Annotated in this window: 18 protein-coding genes; 12 read left to right on the forward strand and 6 right to left on the reverse strand. The window is 60.4% G+C overall.

Annotated features, from left to right (window positions below; translation table 11 throughout):
- Positions 1 to 12 precede the first annotated feature (12 nt).
- From ACQZ48_RS02605 to ACQZ48_RS02620, 4 genes are all read left to right on the forward strand, one after another.
- Positions 13 to 786, forward strand: a complete 774-nt coding sequence (locus ACQZ48_RS02605) for a rhomboid family intramembrane serine protease (protein ID WP_191216731.1) — start codon at positions 13 to 15, stop codon at positions 784 to 786.
- A 184-nt stretch (positions 787 to 970) separates the two neighbouring features.
- Positions 971 to 1,717, forward strand: coding sequence for an electron transfer flavoprotein subunit beta/FixA family protein (locus ACQZ48_RS02610; protein WP_020012152.1), 747 nt, complete (start codon positions 971 to 973; stop codon positions 1,715 to 1,717).
- Positions 1,718 to 1,742: 25 nt separating this feature from the next.
- A complete protein-coding gene (locus ACQZ48_RS02615) occupies positions 1,743 to 2,672 on the forward strand; it encodes an electron transfer flavoprotein subunit alpha/FixB family protein (RefSeq protein ID WP_077985210.1) in 930 nt (309 codons plus the stop codon).
- Positions 2,673 to 2,786: 114 nt separating this feature from the next.
- On the forward strand, positions 2,787 to 3,668 hold the full coding sequence (locus ACQZ48_RS02620) for a 3-hydroxybutyryl-CoA dehydrogenase (RefSeq protein WP_077985335.1): 882 nt from the start codon (positions 2,787 to 2,789) through the stop codon (positions 3,666 to 3,668).
- Between the two features lie 37 nt (positions 3,669 to 3,705).
- Here the strand turns inward: ACQZ48_RS02620 and ACQZ48_RS02625 are convergent, their stop codons facing one another.
- A complete protein-coding gene (locus ACQZ48_RS02625; RefSeq protein WP_077985336.1) occupies positions 3,706 to 4,953 on the reverse strand; it encodes an MgtC/SapB family protein in 1,248 nt (415 codons plus the stop codon).
- 136 nt (positions 4,954 to 5,089) lie between these two features.
- Positions 5,090 to 5,758 (reverse strand): thiol:disulfide interchange protein TlpA, encoded by a 669-nt coding sequence (gene tlpA, locus ACQZ48_RS02630; protein WP_448728470.1) that lies wholly within the window; start codon positions 5,756 to 5,758, stop codon positions 5,090 to 5,092.
- 22 nt (positions 5,759 to 5,780) lie between these two features.
- Between tlpA and argH the strand changes: the two genes are divergently transcribed.
- From argH to ACQZ48_RS02650, 4 genes are all read left to right on the forward strand, one after another.
- Positions 5,781 to 7,181 carry an argininosuccinate lyase gene (gene argH / locus ACQZ48_RS02635; RefSeq protein ID WP_448728471.1) on the forward strand — a complete coding sequence of 467 codons (1,401 nt, stop codon included), beginning with the start codon at positions 5,781 to 5,783 and terminating at the stop codon, positions 7,179 to 7,181.
- 94 nt (positions 7,182 to 7,275) lie between these two features.
- Positions 7,276 to 7,479, forward strand: coding sequence for an LPS translocon maturation chaperone LptM (lptM, locus tag ACQZ48_RS02640; RefSeq protein ID WP_448728472.1), 204 nt, complete (start codon positions 7,276 to 7,278; stop codon positions 7,477 to 7,479).
- Positions 7,480 to 7,492: 13 nt separating this feature from the next.
- On the forward strand, positions 7,493 to 8,761 hold the full coding sequence (gene lysA / locus ACQZ48_RS02645; RefSeq protein ID WP_173990996.1) for a diaminopimelate decarboxylase: 1,269 nt from the start codon (positions 7,493 to 7,495) through the stop codon (positions 8,759 to 8,761).
- Positions 8,762 to 8,939: 178 nt separating this feature from the next.
- Positions 8,940 to 11,639, forward strand: coding sequence for a TIGR02302 family protein (locus ACQZ48_RS02650; RefSeq protein ID WP_448728473.1), 2,700 nt, complete (start codon positions 8,940 to 8,942; stop codon positions 11,637 to 11,639).
- Between the two features lie 272 nt (positions 11,640 to 11,911).
- On the opposite strand, the gene ACQZ48_RS02655 is transcribed toward ACQZ48_RS02650, so the two are convergent.
- The 3 genes from ACQZ48_RS02655 to ACQZ48_RS02665 form a co-directional block, all read right to left on the reverse strand.
- Positions 11,912 to 12,271 (reverse strand): response regulator, encoded by a 360-nt coding sequence (locus ACQZ48_RS02655; RefSeq protein ID WP_191216736.1) that lies wholly within the window; start codon positions 12,269 to 12,271, stop codon positions 11,912 to 11,914.
- A 141-nt stretch (positions 12,272 to 12,412) separates the two neighbouring features.
- Positions 12,413 to 12,955: a hypoxanthine phosphoribosyltransferase gene (gene hpt / locus ACQZ48_RS02660; RefSeq protein ID WP_077985217.1), complete on the reverse strand. Its 543-nt coding sequence runs from the start codon at positions 12,953 to 12,955 to the stop codon at positions 12,413 to 12,415.
- 68 nt (positions 12,956 to 13,023) lie between these two features.
- Positions 13,024 to 13,695: a hypothetical protein gene (locus ACQZ48_RS02665; RefSeq protein ID WP_191216737.1), complete on the reverse strand. Its 672-nt coding sequence runs from the start codon at positions 13,693 to 13,695 to the stop codon at positions 13,024 to 13,026.
- A gap of 201 nt (positions 13,696 to 13,896) precedes the next feature.
- Here ACQZ48_RS02665 and ftsE point away from each other — a divergent pair, with 201 nt between their 5' ends.
- The 4 genes from ftsE (at position 13,897) to ACQZ48_RS02685 (ending at position 17,315) form a co-directional block, all read left to right on the forward strand.
- Positions 13,897 to 14,556: a cell division ATP-binding protein FtsE gene (gene ftsE, locus ACQZ48_RS02670; protein WP_191216738.1), complete on the forward strand. Its 660-nt coding sequence runs from the start codon at positions 13,897 to 13,899 to the stop codon at positions 14,554 to 14,556.
- Entirely contained in the window at positions 14,549 to 15,556 is a 1,008-nt protein-coding gene (locus ACQZ48_RS02675; RefSeq protein ID WP_077985220.1) for a cell division protein FtsX, read from the forward strand. The genes ftsE and ACQZ48_RS02675 overlap by 8 nt, the downstream gene beginning before the upstream one ends.
- Before the next feature lie 129 nt (positions 15,557 to 15,685).
- The gene (locus ACQZ48_RS02680; RefSeq protein WP_191216896.1) at positions 15,686 to 16,402 is read left to right on the forward strand and encodes a YdcF family protein; all 717 of its coding nucleotides are present in this window, start codon (positions 15,686 to 15,688) and stop codon (positions 16,400 to 16,402) included.
- Positions 16,403 to 16,517: 115 nt separating this feature from the next.
- Positions 16,518 to 17,315: a lysophospholipid acyltransferase family protein gene (locus ACQZ48_RS02685; RefSeq protein ID WP_077985222.1), complete on the forward strand. Its 798-nt coding sequence runs from the start codon at positions 16,518 to 16,520 to the stop codon at positions 17,313 to 17,315.
- Here the strand turns inward: ACQZ48_RS02685 and ACQZ48_RS02690 are convergent.
- Positions 17,288 to 17,839 (reverse strand): gamma-glutamylcyclotransferase, encoded by a 552-nt coding sequence (locus tag ACQZ48_RS02690; protein WP_137411441.1) that lies wholly within the window; start codon positions 17,837 to 17,839, stop codon positions 17,288 to 17,290. The two genes, ACQZ48_RS02685 and ACQZ48_RS02690, sit on opposite strands and share 28 nt — an antisense overlap.
- Positions 17,840 to 17,869 lie beyond the last annotated feature (30 nt).

Consider the following 17,869-nt stretch of genomic DNA (forward strand, 5'->3'; position numbering starts at 1 on the left):
AAAGGGCGTTCGATGTTCATACCGCTGCACGATGCGAATTCCCTCAAACATATCCGTCTGCAATATGTGACGATCGGTCTGATCGTGGTCAATGTGCTGGTCTGGCTGTTCACCGGCGTCCTTGCCAGCGACGTGCAGGCCAATGCAGCAGCGCTCGGCCTCGGTTTCATTCCGGCAGTGGTGTTCGACTACGCCTATCTGGAACCCGCCCTGCAGGTCGTTCCCGATGACCTGACCGTGGTCACCTATGCTTTCCTGCATCTCGATTTCTGGCATCTGGCCGGCAACATGCTGTTTCTCTGGGTCTTCGGCGACAATGTCGAGGATGCGCTCGGCCATTTCCGTTTCCTGATCTTCTATATCATCTGCGCGATTGCCGGCGCCCTGTTTCACGGTTTCGTCGCCCCCACCTCGGAAGGGCCGCTGATCGGCGCTTCGGGTGCGGTTTCGGGCGTCGTCGCGGCCTATTTCCTTCTGCATCCCAGGGTTCGCGTCTGGGTGCTGGTTCTCATGCGCATTCCGCTTCCCTTGCCCGCCTTCGTTCCGCTGGCGCTGTGGATCGGCCAGCAGTTCCTGATGCTGGCACTCGGGCTTGAGGAAAACGTCTCCTGGGGCGCGCATGTCGGCGGCATCATGGCTGGCGCGATCATGGTGATTTTCATGCGCAGGCGGGGCGTTCCCCTTTTTGACCGCACGATTGTTCCGCCAAGGGCGGCGCAGTTCAAGAATCCGTCGCAAACGGCGGGGTTGTCGCAAATCGAACGGGGCTATGACGGGAGCAGATGAGCTCTTGCAAAAGAGATAGAGTATTTACGTGAACGTCAACGTAAGATATGCCTTACGCGCATGCGATAATGAAGATTGCTCCGTTGTAATTGCGGGAAAAATGCTTATCCATGTCGCCAACCTGTTTTTGGAGGTCCGCGCGGTCAACTGGCCAAAGCGGACAGGAGTTTGAGGAAAGCCGCCGATGAAGATCCTTGTCCCCGTCAAACGAGTCGTCGATTACAACGTGAAGATCCGCGTAAAATCGGATGGTTCAGGCGTTGAGCTTGCCAATGTGAAGATGTCGATGAATCCGTTCGACGAAATCTCGGTGGAAGAGGCGCTGCGCCTGAAGGAAGCCGGCAAGGCCGAAGAGGTCGTGGTCGTCTCCATCGGCCCGGCCAAGGCGGAAGAAACGCTGCGCACCGCGCTTGCGATGGGCGCTGACCGCGCTATCCTGATCGAGACCGACGAGACGGTCGAGCCGCTCGCCGTCGCCAAGCTTTTGAAGGGTGTGGCCGAGGCCGAGCAGCCCGGTCTCGTCATCGTCGGCAAGCAGGCGATCGATGACGATTCGAACCAGACCGGCCAGATGCTGGCAGCCCTTCTCGGCTGGGGCCAGGGCACCTTTGCCTCCAAGGTCGTACCGTCCGATGGCAAGGTCGCGGTTACCCGTGAAGTCGATGGCGGTTTGCAGACGGTTGAACTGAAACTTCCCGCCGTCGTCACCACCGATCTTCGCCTCAACGAACCGCGCTATGCATCGTTGCCGAACATCATGAAGGCGAAGAAGAAGCCGCTCGACAAAAAGTCGCCGGCCGATTTCGGCGTCGACGTTTCGCCGCGCCTGAAGGTGCTGAAGACCGAGGAGCCCGCGGGCCGCAAGGCTGGCATCAAGGTTGGCTCGGTTGCCGAACTGGTCGAAAAGCTCAAAGCCGACGGCGTCCTCTAAGGTTTCGGAAAAGGGAGATATTCTTATGGCCATTCTTCTTCTGGCAGAACACGACAACGCAACCCTTTCCGACCTGACGGCAAAGACGCTGACGGCGGCAACGCAGATCGGCGGCGATGTGCATGTGCTGGTCGCCGGTTCTGGCGCGAAAGCGGCGGCCGACGCGGCCGCGAAGCTGACGGGCGTTTCCAAGGTGCTGCTCGCCGACGACGCCTCCTATGCCAACGCGCTCGCCGAGCCGCTGGCGGCGCTGATCGTTTCACTCAGCCCCTCTTATGATGTCATCATCGCCCCGGCGACGGCGTCCGCCAAGAACGTAGCGCCCCGCGTTGCGGCCCTTCTCGACGTGGCGCAGGTCTCGGAAATCATCGAGGTCGTCAGCCCTGACACCTTCAAGCGCCCGATCTATGCCGGCAACGCCATCCAGACAGTGCAGGCGACCGACGCGAAGAAGGTCATCACCGTGCGCCCGACCGCCTTTGCGGCAGCGGCAGAAGGTGGTTCGGCGGCAGTCGAAACCATTGCAGCCGCTGAAAACCCCGGTGTCTCCAGCTTCGTTTCCGACGCGCTGGCCTCGTCAGATCGTCCGGAACTGACCTCCGCCAAGATCATCATCTCCGGCGGCCGTGCGCTTGGCTCTTCGGAAAAATTCAAGGAAGTCATCCTTCCCGTCGCTGACAAGCTGGGCGCCGCCGTTGGTGCGTCGCGCGCTGCCGTCGATGCCGGATACGCGCCGAATGACTGGCAGGTGGGGCAGACCGGCAAGGTGGTCGCGCCGCAGCTTTACATCGCGGCCGGTATTTCCGGTGCCATCCAGCATCTGGCCGGCATGAAGGATTCGAAGGTCATCGTCGCCATCAACAAGGATGAAGAAGCGCCGATTTTCCAGGTTGCCGATTACGGTCTCGTCGCAGACTTGTTCGAGGCGCTGCCGGAACTGCAAAAAGCCCTTTGATTTTAAATACATGATGAAGGCGGCGCGTTTTTTGAACGCGCCGCCTTCTCTTTTTCGGCGATATGCGTAACATCGCCAGCGAATTACTATCTGCAGCACATGGGAGAACAGCATATGACCGCCCCCTTTAAGAATATCGGTGTCATCGGAGCCGGTCAGATGGGGTGTGGCATAGCGCATGTTTCCGCCATTGCCGGATACAGGGTCCACATCTACGATCTTTCGAAGGAAGGCATTGAGGCCGGCCTTGCCACGATCAACGGCAATCTCGCCCGCCAGGTCACCAACGGCAAGCTTTCCGACGAGGCCCGCAAGCAGGCGCTGACGCTCATCAGCGGATCGACCGACGTCAATGATCTGGCGCCGATGGATCTTGTCATCGAGGCTGCTACGGAAAACGAAGAGATCAAGCGCAAGATCTACACGCAGGTCTGCCCGGTTCTGAAGCCGGAAGCGCTTCTCGCCACCAACACCTCGTCACTTTCCATCACTAGGCTTGCATCGGCCACCGACCGTCCCGAACAGTTCATGGGCATCCACTTCATGAACCCGGTCCCCGTCATGAAGCTGGTGGAACTGGTGCGCGGCATCGCCACCAATGAAAAGACCTTCGACGCGGCCAAGGATTATGTGCGGACGCTCGAAAAGGCGATCACCGTTGCCGAAGACTTCCCGGCCTTCATCGTCAACCGCATCCTGCTGCCGATGATCAACGAGGCGATCTATACGCTTTATGAGGGCGTCGGTTCGGTGGAAGCCATCGACACAGCCATGCGACTTGGCGCCAACCACCCGATGGGACCGCTGCAGCTTGCCGATTTCATCGGCCTCGATACCTGTTTGTCGATCATGCAGGTGCTGCATGACGGCCTCTCCGACAGCAAATACCGCCCCTGCCCGCTGCTGGTCAAGTATGTCGAGGCCGGCTGGCTCGGCCGCAAATCCGGCCGCGGCTTCTACGATTATCGGGGTGAGACGCCGGTTCCGACGCGCTGAGCCCGGACCAATATCGTCTCTGCCTTCGGCTGAACCCTCAGGCAATCAGCAAATAGGTGACCGCTCCGACACCCGCGGCAAAGATGGATGCGGCCGTAAGCAATCCGCAATAAACGAGCGTTCCGGAAACGGCGGCGACGAATACGCGTCCTGCCGCGTTGGCGGCGAGAGCGGCGAGGATTGCGCTGGCCAAAATGTCCGGCGAAATGCTCTGCGCGCTGGTTCGCAACGCACTGAGAACCGCGACATCGGCATCGAATATGGCGGACAGAGCCGTGAGCGCGATGAAGCCGCCGGCGCCGATCCAGACGAGAAGAACGGCATTCAGCGTTCGCGTTGCGGCAAAAAGCGCAGCGAAGATGGCAAGGGGCGCCAAGTCGAACGGGTTTTTTGCATTGAGTTCTTGCCCGGTCTGCGTGTCCTGCAGCCTTATCAGGCCGGCGCCGCTCAATCCGAGAACCAGTGCCGCAGTCAGCGTCGCCGGTGCGATAAGCGAAAACGTTGTCAGCGAGAGGGCGAGAACGATAACGAGAATCCGGAGCAACGATACAGCCGCGGCCAGCACCGCCACGCCGGCCAGAGGCCACGCGTTTTCACCGCTTTTCGCCTTCTGCCCGAAGCTGGCGGTTACAGCGGTCGATGAAACAAGGGCGCCCGCCAGCCCGGTCACCAGCAGGCCGCGAGTTGAGCCGAGGAGGCGCACGGCAATATAGCCGCAATAGGAGATCGCGGCGCTGAGCACGGTGAACAGCCATATTTCCCACGGGTTGAAGCCGCCCCACGGATCGATCGCCCGGTTCGGAAGGATCGACAGGCCAACGGCGGTCATCACGGCAAGCACCAGCGCGGAGCGGAGCTCGACCCAAGTCAGCCGTTTCAGCAGGCGGTGGAGAACTTCCCTGCCGGCAAGCAATGCCGCAAGGGCAGCAGCACCAGCCGCCGCCGCCTGATATTGCGCCGTTACCGCAAGCCCGCCGAGGGCAAAGACGCAGAGAGCCGCAACCACGCCGGTGACACTGAAATCATTGTCATGACGCGCTTCGCGCAGCTTGAACCATGAAAAACTGAATGCGAACCCCAGAAAACCCGCCGCAAAAGCGAAAACGCTATTCTGCTCTGCGGCCAACACGCCGAAGACGCCACCCAGCAGACCGGTAATGCCATAGGTCCGGATCCCGGCGGTACGGCTGCCCGCCGGCGCATCGCGCTCCCGCCAGCCGCGCTCAAGGCCGACGAGCAGGCCGATGGCGAGAGCAAGACCAAGCCGGGGAATTAGCAACTCCATATCGGCACCCATTCATGGCGGAAGCCAGTATCATTATACGAGGCGGGAACGGGCTTGTCTGCACCGGCCCGTCCGCTGGAAAGCCGGGCGTTGACGGCGGTTACGGCTCATAGTGCCCAATATTCCGGCCACCGCATCATTTTCCAGTAGCCGCGGTCACCAGCGCCTCGGCGTCTTCACTGTCCCACACCGCCGGGCCGTTCATGGCCGCGAGCAGGCAGCCGTTTTCATCCAGCAGCAGGGTTGCCGGCAAGCCGAAAGCAAGACCTTCCTTTTTCAGAACGTTGAAGACGCCCATGGAGCTGTCGCGGTAGTGCTTCAGAGCATCGATCTTGTATTCATCCATAAAAGCTTTCGGTTTTTCATCCGCGCCAGTATCGATGTTGACGGCAACGACCTCGAAATTCTCGCCGCCCTTTTCCTTCTCCAGCGCGTTCAGCGCCGGCATCTCTTCGCGGCAGGGCACACACCATGTGGCCCAGAGATTGAGAAGAACCGCCTTGCCCTTGAGAGCGGCAAGCGTCATGTCTTGCGACTGCGGCCCCTTGAAGGACAGCGGAATGATGCGCGGCTTGTCCGCCGCCGACATGGCCGCGACCTGCCCTTTCAGAAACGGTTTCAGCGAGGCGATGCGGTTTGTCGCACCCTCACATAAACCGCCGTCTGCCACCGCTGCCCCTTGAACCGGGCTCTCAGACCCAATATGCCTGAACCAGACCGCGCCAGCACCGGCGAGCACACCGGCCACGGCAGCAATTGCAACCAATTTGGCGGAAGGAAGCCTGAACGGCGTTTTTTCTGTCATCGAATACTCCAGGGCACTTAACATGGCTGACGGCACAGATCAGAAATCCTCCAACCAGATGTGGGGCGGGCGTTTCGCTTCCGGGCCATCTGCCATCATGGAAGAGATAAATGCCTCCATCGGCTTCGACAAGAAGCTTTACGCCCAGGATATCCGCGGCTCTATGGCGCATGCCACCATGCTGGCATCTAAAGGCATTATTTCGCCTGAAGATAAAGACAAGATCATCGAGGGTCTGAACACGATCCTGTCAGAGATCGAAGCCGGCACCTTCGAATTTTCGCGCAAACTCGAAGATATTCACATGAATATCGAAGCGCGCCTTGCGACCCTCATCGGCACAGCGGCTGGTCGCCTGCACACCGCCCGCTCGCGCAACGACCAGGTGGCGCTCGATTTCCGCCTGTGGGTCAAGGAAGAATTGCAGAAGACGGAGGGGATGCTGACCGCCCTCATCGCCGCCTTCCTCGACCGCGCCGAAGAAAATGCCGATACCGTGATGCCGGGCTTCACCCATCTGCAGACGGCGCAGCCGGTGACCTTCGGTCATCATTGCATGGCCTATGTGGAAATGTTCGGCCGTGACCGCGCCCGCGTGCGCCACGCCATCGAGCATCTGGACGAAAGCCCGATCGGCGCAGCCGCCCTTGCCGGCACCGGCTATCCCATCGACCGCCACATGACGGCAAGCGCTCTTGGTTTCCGCGAACCGACCCGCAACTCAATCGACACCGTCTCCGATCGCGATTTCGCGCTGGAATTCCTGTCCATCGCCTCGATCTGCGCCACGCATCTGTCGCGGCTGGCCGAAGAGATCGTCATCTGGTCGACGCCGCAATTCGGCTTCATCCGCCTGTCGGACGCCTTTTCCACCGGCTCGTCGATCATGCCGCAGAAGAAAAACCCCGACGCCGCCGAACTGGTGCGCGCCAAGACCGGCCGCATCAACGGCTCGCTGATCGCCCTTCTGACAGTGATGAAGGGCCTGCCGCTCGCCTATTCCAAGGACATGCAGGAAGACAAGGAACAGGTTTTCGATGCCGCCGAAAGCCTGGAACTGGCGATTGCCGCCATGACCGGCATGATCCGCGACCTTGAAGTGCGCAAGGACCGTATGCGCGCCGCCGCCGGTTCGGGTTATTCCACCGCTACCGATCTTGCCGACTGGCTTGTGCGCGAAGCGGGCCTGCCCTTCCGCGATGCGCACCACGTGACCGGCAATGCCGTGGCGCTGGCGGAAAAAAAAGGCTGCGATCTCGCCGATCTTTCGCTGGAAGAATTGCGGGCCATCCACCCCGGCATCACCAACGGTGTTTTCGACGTTCTGTCCGTAGAAGCATCGGTCGCCAGCCGCACGAGTTTCGGCGGCACGGCCCCTTCGGAGGTGCGCAAGCAGATCGCCTGGTGGCGTGAACGCAACTGATAAATTCGCGTTACAATGCGATCACAAGAAACAGGGTGCACAAGCGCCCTGTTTTTCGTTATCAGAGAGGCACATATTTCCTTTGGACAGGCCCATGCTTTCAAAAACCGCGCGCAAACTCATCGTTCCCATCGGCATGACGCTCGCCGTCAGCCTTGCTCTTTCCGCCTGCGGGCGTAAGGGCGACATCGATCCGCCGAGCACGCCGGTCGAAATGCGCAACAAACGCGCCGCCGATGGAAGCGAACCGAAGCCGGCGACGGCTGAGCGTCGGTTCATTCTCGACAAGCTTCTCTGACGGGTAAAAAGCCGTGAACCATTTTGGCTATATCGACGGCGTGCTGCACGCCGAAAACGTGCCCGTGCCTGAGATCGCCAAGGCGGTCGGCACGCCCTTCTACGTCTATTCCACGGCAACGCTGGAACGCCACTACAAGGTATTCGCAGGCGCTTTCGCGGATGTGGACGCCATGGTTTGTTATGCCATGAAGGCGAATTCCAATCAGGCGGTGCTGAAAACGCTTGCAAAGCTCGGCGCCGGCATCGACGTCGTCTCCGGCGGCGAATTGCGCCGCGCACTCGCAGCCGGCGTGCCGGCAAGCCGCATCATGTTCTCCGGCGTCGGCAAGACGGTGGCGGAAATGGATTATGCGCTGGAAGCCGGCATCTATTGCTTCAACATCGAATCCGAGCCGGAACTGGAAGTCCTCAACCTGCGCGCCGTCAAGGCCGGCAAACGGGCGCATGTCTCCTTCCGTATCAATCCGGATGTGGATGCCCGCACCCACGCCAAGATTTCCACCGGCAAGAAGGAAAACAAGTTCGGCATTTCCTATGAACGCGCCCGCGCGGTTTATGCCCATGCCGCCACCCTGCCCGGCATCGAAGTGACCGGCATCGACATGCATATCGGCAGCCAGATCACCGAATTGCAGCCTTTCGAGGACGCTTTCCGGCTGCTGCGCGAACTCGTCGAGGCGCTGCGCGGCGATGGCCACACGATCAGCCATGTCGATATTGGCGGCGGTCTCGGCATTCCCTATCGCGATGACAACAACCCGCCGCCACTGCCGGATGCCTATGCGCATATCGTCAAGAATGAGCTGAAGAGCCTCAACTGCAAGATCGTGACCGAACCTGGTCGACTGATTGTCGGCAATGCCGGCATTCTGGTGACGGAAGTGATCTATGTGAAGGACGGCGGCGAAAAGACCTTCGTGATCGTTGACGGCGCCATGAACGACCTCATCCGCCCCACACTTTACGAGGCCTATCACGGCATCCGCCCGGTGGTGCAGCCGGCCGAAAACACGCCGCGCATCAAGGCCGACATTGTCGGCCCGGTCTGCGAGACCGGCGATTATCTGGCGCTCGACCGCGAGATGGCTGCGCCGCAGCCGGGCGATCTGATTGCCGTCAGCTCCGCCGGCGCTTATGGCGCGGTGCAGGCCGGCACCTATAATTCCCGCCTGCTGGTGCCGGAAGTGCTGGTGAAGGACGACAAATTCCACGTGATCCGTCCGCGCGGCACCTATGAAGAGTTGATCGCGCTCGATTCCGTACCCGCCTGGCTCGATTGAGCTCGCCCGTATCACCGGTTTGCCGATCACAATCAAGCGAAGCTGCCTAAAAAATGGGGGCGAGGGCTTGGGCGCCCTCGTCTTCGCCACAAAGAATGTTATCCTTGCCCCCGTGATACAAACAGCTCGCCGTTCCGGGAATGGCGTTCGACGTGGCCAGAACCGGGAGAACGGATTGATGACCACAGCCGGAGAGGACAAGACTGGCGGAAAGCGCGCGACTGGTGCGTTTGCGCAGCGGCCGGACCTTGCCCGCCGGGTCGTCGCCAAGCGCTTCTTCGCAAAAATCGTGCTGCTCTCGGAGAAAATTGCGCCGAAAACGCTGTGGCCACTTTCCATCGCCGCCGTGTTTCTAGCCCTTGCCTGGTTCGGCCTCTACCGGCATATGCCGGATTTCCTGCGGCTCGGCGTCGTTTTCGTGCTGGTTTTCAGTTTCATCGCCACGCTTTTACCGATCCTTCGGCTGAAATGGCCGACGGATCATGAAGCCTCGCGCCTGCTTGAAGACCGCAACGGTCTCGCGCACCAGCCGGTTGGCGTGCAGGAGGACGAGCCCGCCTTCGATACGCCCTTTTCCCGAACGCTGTGGAAAGAACACCAGATCCGCATGGCGGAGCGCATCGCCGCGCTGAATGCCGGCTTGCCGAAACCCGATATCGCCCGTTATGACCGTCTGGCGCTGCGCGCCATTCCCGCCCTTCTTCTGGCCGCCGCCTTCGGTTTTTCCTATTCCAACGGCGCGGGCACGATTGCGGATGCCTTCCGTAGCCGACCGGCCGTCGGTCCGCTCAATCCCGATATTCGTCTCGACGCGTGGGTCACGCCGCCATCCTATACCGGTCGCGCGCCGATTTTCCTGACCGGACGTGACGCAACCAACCGTGACGCGGTTTCCGTGCCGCAATCCTCCAAGCTGACGATCCGCATGACCGGCGGCGATGGCGGCGAAGAAGTGACTTTCGAGCCTGAAATGGCAGGCGCGCTGCAAAAGCTTGCGCCGGAAACGGCGCGTGTCGACAGCGCAAGCGGCGATATCGCCGTTCAGACACCGGTTCGTTCGGCGGATCAGCCTGTCGCGCCGCGCACCTTCACCATGGATGTTACCGAAAGCGGCATGATCACCGCCAATGGCGAACAATGGGTGTTCAACGTCATTCCCGACCAGCCGCCCAGCATCGCCTTCGACAACATGCCGCGCCGGGCCGTTAACGGCGCGCTGGAAGTGGGCTTTACCGCCAAGGACGATTATGGGCTGAAGGAAGCCCACGCCATCATCGAACCTGTGGGCGTTGCGGAAGGTGCAAGCGCACTTTACCCGCCGCCGGAATTCAAGCTCGATCTGCCGCGGCAGAACAATCGCGAGATCAAGGGCCTGACCAGCCGCAACCTGACCGAACATCCGATGGCGGGAAAGCGCGTGCGCATCACACTGGTGGCGACGGACGGTGCCGGCCAGACGGGTCGTAGCCCCGCGCATGAAATGGTGCTGCCGGGCCGCAATTTCTCCGAACCGCTGGCCGCTTCCATTGCCGAGCAGCGGCAGATATTCTCGCTCGATACGCGCCAGATGCCGAAAGCTATCGCCTATAATGAGGCGGTGGGCCTGCGCCCGGAAGAGACCATTCCCAACACCACCCATTATCTCCTGCTGCAATCGGCCCAGACCCGCATGCGGCTCGCCTATAATGAGGAGATGCTGAAGGACACGGCCGATTATCTGTGGGAAATCGCGCTCGGCATCGAGGACGGCGATCTTTCGCAAGCCGAAAGACGCCTGCGCGATGCGCAGAATGCGCTTTCCGAAGCGCTTCAGCGCAATGCTTCCGACGAGGAAATCGCCAGGTTGATGCAGGAACTGCGCGAGGCGATGCAGCAGTTCATGAGCGAGCTTGCCCAGCGCATGCAGAATGCGCCGCAGGCCAACATGAACAGCCAAGCGCAGAATGTGCTGCGCCAGCGCGATCTGGAAAACATGATGAACCAGATCGAGAACCTCGCCCGTTCCGGCAACCGCGACGCGGCGCAGGAAATGCTCTCGCAGCTGCAGCGCATGATGAACAATCTGCAGGCGGGCCGCCCGCAGCGTCAGGGCCAGCAGGGGCAGCAGCAGAGCAGCAAGATGCGCCAGCAGATCGACAAGCTGGGCGAAATCCTGCAGCAGCAGCAGAAATTGATGGACGAGACCTTCAAGCTCGATCAGGCGCTGCGCGACCGCATGCAGCGCGGCGACCCGCAACAGGGCGGCGAAGGCGAAAACGACCAGCAGATGGGCGAAAACGGCCAGCAGCCGCAGCAGGGTCAGCAAGGCGAACAGGGTCAAAATGGTCAGCAGGGCGGACAACAGCCGAGCGACCAGATGACCGCTGAACAGCTACGCGAGGCGCTGAAAAACCTGCGGGCGCAGCAGGATGCGCTCGGCAAGCAGCTCGGCGAATTGCAGCAGGGGCTGCGCGATCTCGGTATGGAACCGGGCGAAAACTTCGGCAAGGCGCAACAGGAAATGCAAGGCGCCGGCGAGGCGCTGGGCAAGGGCCAGGGCGAACAGGCTGTCGAAGGTCAGGGCAATGCGCTGAATGCGCTGCGCCAGGGCGCACAGGACATGATGGGCCAGATCATGCAGGCCATGCGCCAGCAGGGCCAGCAGCCGGGGCAAGGTCAGGAGGGCATGGCGGGCCAGGGCGGTCAGAACGGCCGCGACCCGCTCGGCCGCCCGCGTAGCACCACCGGCCCGGATTTCGGCGACCAGGTGAAAGTGCCGGATGAAATCGACGTGCAGCGAGCCCGCGAAATCCTCGAGGCTATCCGCGAAAAACTCGGCAACAACCCGCCCGGTGAAATCGAGCGGCGGTATCTGGAGCGGTTGCTGGATATACGGTGAGGATCAGAAGCCATTCACGGCGATCCGGCCCGCCACTTTAATTTCGTGACTTTCCGGAAGAGCAGGCCGAGGCGAAAGCTACTGGGCGGGTCGCGAAACACTTTGACGTCATCCTCGGCCTTGTGCCGAGGATCTGTCAACCTCCCATGAAACCGATACGTCGCAGATACTCTGGACAGGCCCGAGCATGACGGAGGAGAGAGTTGACAACTACGCAACAAAAAAAGGCGACCCAAGGGGCCGCCTTTCTCAAATCTGTGTAACATTACCACTCAGGCCGCCAGCGCCCGCGCCACAGCCTTGCGAATATCCGGAAGCGCAAAGGGCTTGGAAACCACGTCCACAATCTTCGTCGCCAGATCATCGGCCCGCTCGCGCTGCTCGGCATAACCCGTCATCAGCAAAATGCGCATGGCCGGGAAGCTTTTGGCGGCGCGGTGCGCCAGCTCGATGCCATCCATGACCGGCATGCGGATATCCGAAAGAAGAAGATCGAAACTGGTTTCCTGAAGCTTCTCCAGCCCCTGCTCGCCATCCGCCGCCTCATAGGTCTCGTGACCGTCGAGACGCAGCGCGCGAGCGACGAAAGCCCGCAGTGCATCCTCGTCTTCTGTAATCAGAATCTTCGCCATTATTCATTGCTCCTGGGCATCATTTCCAGCCGTGAGCAACATCGCAGGCTCCTCTTTTCAAGAGGTAAACACCCAGCCCTTGGCTGGGTGAATGGTTAATGAGGCGTCTCCGTGCTGTGCCGTTCCGGCACGACGAAGTACTCAGGCGTCGCCGGTCACGACGCCGACGAAGGGCAATTCGCGGAAGGCATAAGCCACGTCCATGCCGTAACCCACGACGAAATAATCAGGACATTCGAAACCGACATAATCGGCCTCCAGATCTTCCTTGCGTTTCACTTTCTTGTCGAGAAGCACCGCAATGGTGACATTGCGCGCACCGCGCTCGTAAAGCAGTTCCTTGGCGAAACGCAGCGTGCGGCCGGATTCGAGAATATCGTCGATCAGGAGCACATCACGGTCCTTCACGTCGCTGTCGATATCCTTGACGATCCTGACCCCTTGCGACACCGTGCCGGCGCCATAGCTCGACAGCGTGATGAACTCGACCTCAGGAGCAAGGCCGCTGTCATGCAGTGCGCGGATAAGATCGGCCGCGAAAATGAACGATCCCTTGAGCACGGCAATGACCAGTAAATCCTTGGTCGGGCCGCTGGCGATGTGCTTGGCCATGTCGCGATTGCGCTCGGCGATCTGCTCGGCGCTATAAAGCGGCTCGATGTTTTTTCCACGGACGACGGGCATTCTTACTCCTGTGCTGCGCCTTGCCGATTTTACCTTTCAGTAAAAATAGAAGACACGCGTTAGCACAGTCAGCGTTCAGACGCACCCGCCTCGACGAAGGAAAGCTTGATCTCAGGCGTTTTTCCACCGGGATGGCGCAACTTTGCCGAAAAACCGTGGCTGAAACCGGGCTGCATTTCCTTGACCGGCGGCTCGATGACCATGCTGGCTACCAGCTGCCCCTTGGCGGCGAAGAGATCGGCGCGCAGGGCAGGCACCTCTTCCAGATTGCCGCCATTGTTTTCCACGATGCCGTTGATGAGCAGGATATCCATGCCACCCGCTTCCTGCGGGGTTACGGTGACATGGGAAATGGCGAGAGGATTGACCGAGGCCGCGACAGCCGTCTTTTCCGGCACCACGATCGAGAGGCCGCCCGAACATACGAAGACAAAAATGGCGAGGCCGGCCACCAGCGCCGAATAGGCATCCGCCGACAGGCGAGACAATCTGCGATCCACCCAGCCGATGAAAGCGAGGCAAAGAATGGCGAGGGTAACGGGCGTTTTTTTCACCTGCCGGCGCGCTGCGCCGCGATTGTCGTTTCCGGGTTGCCGCGAACGGTTTTCCTTGATGGTGACAAATTCCGCGTCTACCACATCGCGGTCGGGATTTGCCGCCCGCGCCGTGCGGCGTACCGGCGTTTCCGGCATCAGGAGGTCGAAATCGAATGCCGCTTGCCGGCGAGATGAACGGAACATAGCCATAGAATTCCTTGGGTGAGGTTTTCCGGCCCGCAAAACTGGGCATTGCAACGAATCCTGCCAAGTTTTAAATTTAATTGGTTAATGCTTCGCAAAAGCGGCTCGCACAGGCTGCCGGATCCGGGTTAAACCCCGACATCCGAACCCCACGAGCCAGCGGCTTGCGAACCACCACGAAACGAAGAGACTGGAAGTCCGTTGATCCATTTCGAAAATGTCGGGTTGCGTTACGGCATGGGACCCGAGATCCTGAGGGACATGACCTTCGATATCCCCAAGGGTTCGTTCCAGTTTCTGACCGGCCCTTCGGGTGCCGGCAAGACCACGCTGCTCCGCCTGCTTTTGATGTCGCTGCAGCCTACACGCGGGCATATCCGCATGTTCAACCGTGACGTTTCGCGCATTCCACGTAGCGAGTTGCCGATGCTGCGCCGTCGCGTCGGTATAGTGTTTCAGGATTTTCGGCTGCTCGACCATCTGACGACCTATGAAAACGTCGCCCTGCCGCTGCGCGTGCGCGGTAAGGAAGAAAGCGCCTATCGCAACGACGTGATAGAGCTTCTGAAATGGGTCGGCCTTGGCGAGCGCATCAACGTGCTGCCGGCCATTCTTTCCGGCGGGGAAAAGCAGCGTGCCGCCATCGCCCGCGCACTCATGGACCAGCCGGAAATATTGCTGGCCGACGAGCCGACCGGCAACGTCGATCCACCGATGGCCAAGCGCCTTCTCAACCTTTTCCTGGAACTCAACCGGCTGGGCACGGCCGTTGTCATCGCCACCCATGATTTTGGCCTGATGGACCAGCTCGATGCGCGCCGGATGATCCTCACTGAAGGGCGGCTCGATATCTATGAATGAGATCAACCGCAAGCCGTTGAAGCCGGAAGCGGCGCAGCCCAAGCGCCCGCCCATGCGCATCCGCCCGATGGCGCCGATCCTGCCGCCTTCCAACATTCAGGGCAATGCGCTGATGGTGGTGATCGCCATCATGGCCTTTCTCGCCTGCCTCACCCTTGGTGCCGTCTCCATGGTGCGCGCCACCGCCGCCACCTGGCAGAGCCAGATTTCCCGCGAGATCACCATCCAGATCAAGCCCGAGGACGGGCTGGACATGAATGCGGCGCTAAACAAGGCGCGCAATCTGGCGCTTACCTTCGTGGGCACGCGGGATGGCACCATCCTCGACGATGCGGCAACGTCGCGCCTTTTGGAGCCGTGGCTCGGCAGCGGTCTCGATCTTTCGGAACTGCCGGTGCCGCGTCTCGTCGTCATCACCATCGACGAAAACAATCCACCCGATTTCCAGGCGATGCGGGATATGCTGAAGGCCGAAATTCCGCAGGCATTTCTGGACGACCACCGCACCTGGGTCGACAGGCTGGTCTCCATGGCCAGAACCACTGTCATGATCGGCGTCGGTGTTCTTATCCTCGTGTTCACCGCCATGGTGCTGACAGTGGTGTTTGCGACGCGCGGCGCGCTTTCCGGCAACCGGCATATCGTCGAGGTTCTGCATTTTGTCGGCGCCGAAAGCAGCTTTGTGGCGCGTGAATTCCAGAAGCACTTCCTGAAGATCAGCCTCAAGGGGGCGGCGGCCGGCAGCGCACTGGCCGCCGGCGTATTCCTTGTAGCCGGTTTCTGGCAATCGAGCACTGTCGCCACACCGCAGAGCGATCAGGCAAGCGCGCTTTTCGGCTCGTTTTCGGTGGGTCTCGGCGGGTATCTCGGCATCGCCATGACGATGATCGTCATCGCGCTTTTGACCACCCTCACGGCTCGTATAACCGTCATCCGCACCATCGACGATATCGACCGCGTCCGCTCCGATCCCTCGAAAAGCGATGGGCTTGCATCGTGAGGTTATCCCCGATAACTCCGCGGGAAAACTGAAACCGTCACAAGCCGGATGTAACCTGCAGACGGTGGACAAAAATGCCTGTTCCTTGCCTTAATCGGCGAGTATTCAGGAGGAATGTTTGTGAGTCGGATGGACCAGGATCAGACGACGGCGCGGCCGGCCAGAAAAGGCCTGTTGTCGCGGCGCGGTCCTTTGCGCCGTTTTATTCGCATCCTCATCCTGCTTTGCGTCATTGCGCTCGGCGCATTTTCCGGCGGTTTCCTGTGGTTTGCCGATTCCGTCGCCTCCATGCGTCCGCCGGAGGGGGCGAGAGGCGATGCCATCATCGTTCTTACCGGCGGTTATCAGCGCATCGAACAGGCCGTTGGCCTGCTCAGAGACGGCGTGGGCAAGCGGCTTCTGATTTCTGGCGTCAACCCGGCCACCACTCGTTCGCAAATCCGCAAGATGACGCAAGGGTCATCCGACATGTTTTCCTGCTGCGTGGACATGGGCTACAAGGCGATCGATACGATCGGCAACGCCAGTGAGGCCGCAAGCTGGATACGCGACCACAATTATTCCTCCATCGTCGTCGTCACGAATAATTACCACATGCATCGCAGCCTGCATGAATTGCGCAGCGCCAGCCCGCAGACGCAATTCATCGCCTATCCCGTCATCAGCGCCGATCTTGTCCGCACCAACTGGTTCGTGGAGCCGGATGTGGTGAGAACCATGCTTTACGAATATCTGAAGTTCGTGGCGGCGGCGGGACGCGACCTCACCGGTTTCGGCAAGGGCGACGGTCTGCGCAAGGCCGCCGCCGATTATTCCCGGATAAAGACGACAAGCGCTTCGTCCTGACCGGCGAGAACGTGCTTGCTGCGGCCCCTTGTTTTCGTGTAGGCGTCTGGCATCGGCATCCGGTATCGAGGCATATGCACGGCTTCGGAACGGCTGCGCTCCGGGAAGGCTGTTGATGCTCAAGCTGCGCTCTTTTCTTTTCAATACGCTGTTTTATCTCAACCTGATTGTCCGCATGATCGTGCTGACGCCGATCTATTTCATCCTGCCGCGCAAGATCGCCTACGAAATTCCCAAGAATTGGGCGCGATCCAACCACTGGCTGATGAAAACCATCGTCGGCACCACCTTCGAGATCGAAGGGCTGGAAAACATTCCCGAAACCGGCTGCATCTTCGCGCCCAAGCACCAGTCCTTCTGGGATACCTACGCGCTGCTGCCCAATCTTCCCGATCCGGTCTATATTCTGAAGCGCGAGCTTTTGTGGATTCCGCTGTTCGGCTGGTACGCCATGAAACAGCGCATGATCCCGGTCAACCGCGCCGCCCGCGGCAAAGTGATGCTGAAGGTGATGGAGCGGGCGAAAGAGGAAATGGCCGCCGGCCGCGAACTCATCATCTATCCCGAAGGCACACGCCGCCCGCCGGGTGCGGAGCCTGAATATCGTTATGGCATCGCAAGGCTTTACCGGGACCTTCAGGTGCCGGTCATTCCCGTCGCCATGCATCCAGGCCTGTTCTGGCCGCGCCGGTCCACCATGCGTTATCCCGGCCATTTCAAGGTGCGTATCCTGCCGGCCATCGAGCCGGGGCTGGACCCCGACGTGTTCTTCAAGCGCCTGATCGATGTGACGGAAAAGGCGAGCGACGAGCTGCTGCTGGAAACCGTGCGCAACAACCCGCATTTGCCGCTGCCGCCGACCGCCGTGAAGCGGATCGCCGAACTTCAGGGCAAGGAAACCGCCGCCGGCTGAGCAACGAGCGTGCCGACATTTTTGGCGATGCTCTCCAGCAGGGAATCGCGAATGCCCATCTCCTGCAGATGCTGCACGGTGTTGAAGACATAATCCGTATTCGGCCCGGAGCGGCCCGATGCGGCTGCAACGATGGTCGCCGACTCGGCAACGCCGAGACCGCCGATATATTGCTTATGCGCGGGATCGGCCACATAGGTTACGGCGCTGCTGCGCCTGCCATCGGAAAGCGCGATGGAAACCAGCCGCTCCTTATAGACATTCGTCACCAGTTCGCGCTCGCGCAAATAGACCATGACCGGCTCCCGGTCCTCTCCACGCACGCGGAAAGCGACGCCAAGGCAGGAACCGCCGCGCTCCAGACCGAGAACGAGACCGGGCTTTTCTTCGGTGCCCCTATAAAAATTGGAACTGATGCAGAGTGAGCGCCGATACCCGTAAAGCCGCGCCTGCTGCCGCTCTTCAAAGGCGAAGCCGGGGTTCCACATCAACGAACCGTAGCCAAAGACCCAAAAATCGTCCATATCGCAAGCCAAATCGAAATTGTCTGAAGT

The sequence above is a fragment of the Agrobacterium sp. 22-209-1 genome, assembly GCF_053522485.1.

Coding starts and splice junctions, on each gene's coding strand:
- ACQZ48_RS02605 (WP_191216731.1), top strand. CDS start 13: ATGTTCATACCGCTGCACGATGCGAATTCCCTCAAACATATCCGTCTG.
- ACQZ48_RS02610 (WP_020012152.1), top strand. CDS start 971: ATGAAGATCCTTGTCCCCGTCAAACGAGTCGTCGATTACAACGTGAAG.
- ACQZ48_RS02615 (WP_077985210.1), top strand. CDS start 1,743: ATGGCCATTCTTCTTCTGGCAGAACACGACAACGCAACCCTTTCCGAC.
- ACQZ48_RS02620 (WP_077985335.1), top strand. CDS start 2,787: ATGACCGCCCCCTTTAAGAATATCGGTGTCATCGGAGCCGGTCAGATG.
- ACQZ48_RS02625 (WP_077985336.1), bottom strand. CDS start 4,953: ATGGAGTTGCTAATTCCCCGGCTTGGTCTTGCTCTCGCCATCGGCCTG.
- tlpA (WP_448728470.1), bottom strand. CDS start 5,758: ATGACAGAAAAAACGCCGTTCAGGCTTCCTTCCGCCAAATTGGTTGCA.
- argH (WP_448728471.1), top strand. CDS start 5,781: ATGGCTGACGGCACAGATCAGAAATCCTCCAACCAGATGTGGGGCGGG.
- lptM (WP_448728472.1), top strand. CDS start 7,276: ATGCTTTCAAAAACCGCGCGCAAACTCATCGTTCCCATCGGCATGACG.
- ACQZ48_RS02650 (WP_448728473.1), top strand. CDS start 8,940: ATGACCACAGCCGGAGAGGACAAGACTGGCGGAAAGCGCGCGACTGGT.
- ACQZ48_RS02655 (WP_191216736.1), bottom strand. CDS start 12,271: ATGGCGAAGATTCTGATTACAGAAGACGAGGATGCACTGCGGGCTTTC.
- hpt (WP_077985217.1), bottom strand. CDS start 12,955: ATGCCCGTCGTCCGTGGAAAAAACATCGAGCCGCTTTATAGCGCCGAG.
- ACQZ48_RS02665 (WP_191216737.1), bottom strand. CDS start 13,695: ATGTTCCGTTCATCTCGCCGGCAAGCGGCATTCGATTTCGACCTCCTG.
- ACQZ48_RS02675 (WP_077985220.1), top strand. CDS start 14,549: ATGAATGAGATCAACCGCAAGCCGTTGAAGCCGGAAGCGGCGCAGCCC.
- ACQZ48_RS02680 (WP_191216896.1), top strand. CDS start 15,686: ATGGACCAGGATCAGACGACGGCGCGGCCGGCCAGAAAAGGCCTGTTG.
- ACQZ48_RS02685 (WP_077985222.1), top strand. CDS start 16,518: ATGCTCAAGCTGCGCTCTTTTCTTTTCAATACGCTGTTTTATCTCAAC.
- ACQZ48_RS02690 (WP_137411441.1), bottom strand. CDS start 17,839: ATGGACGATTTTTGGGTCTTTGGCTACGGTTCGTTGATGTGGAACCCC.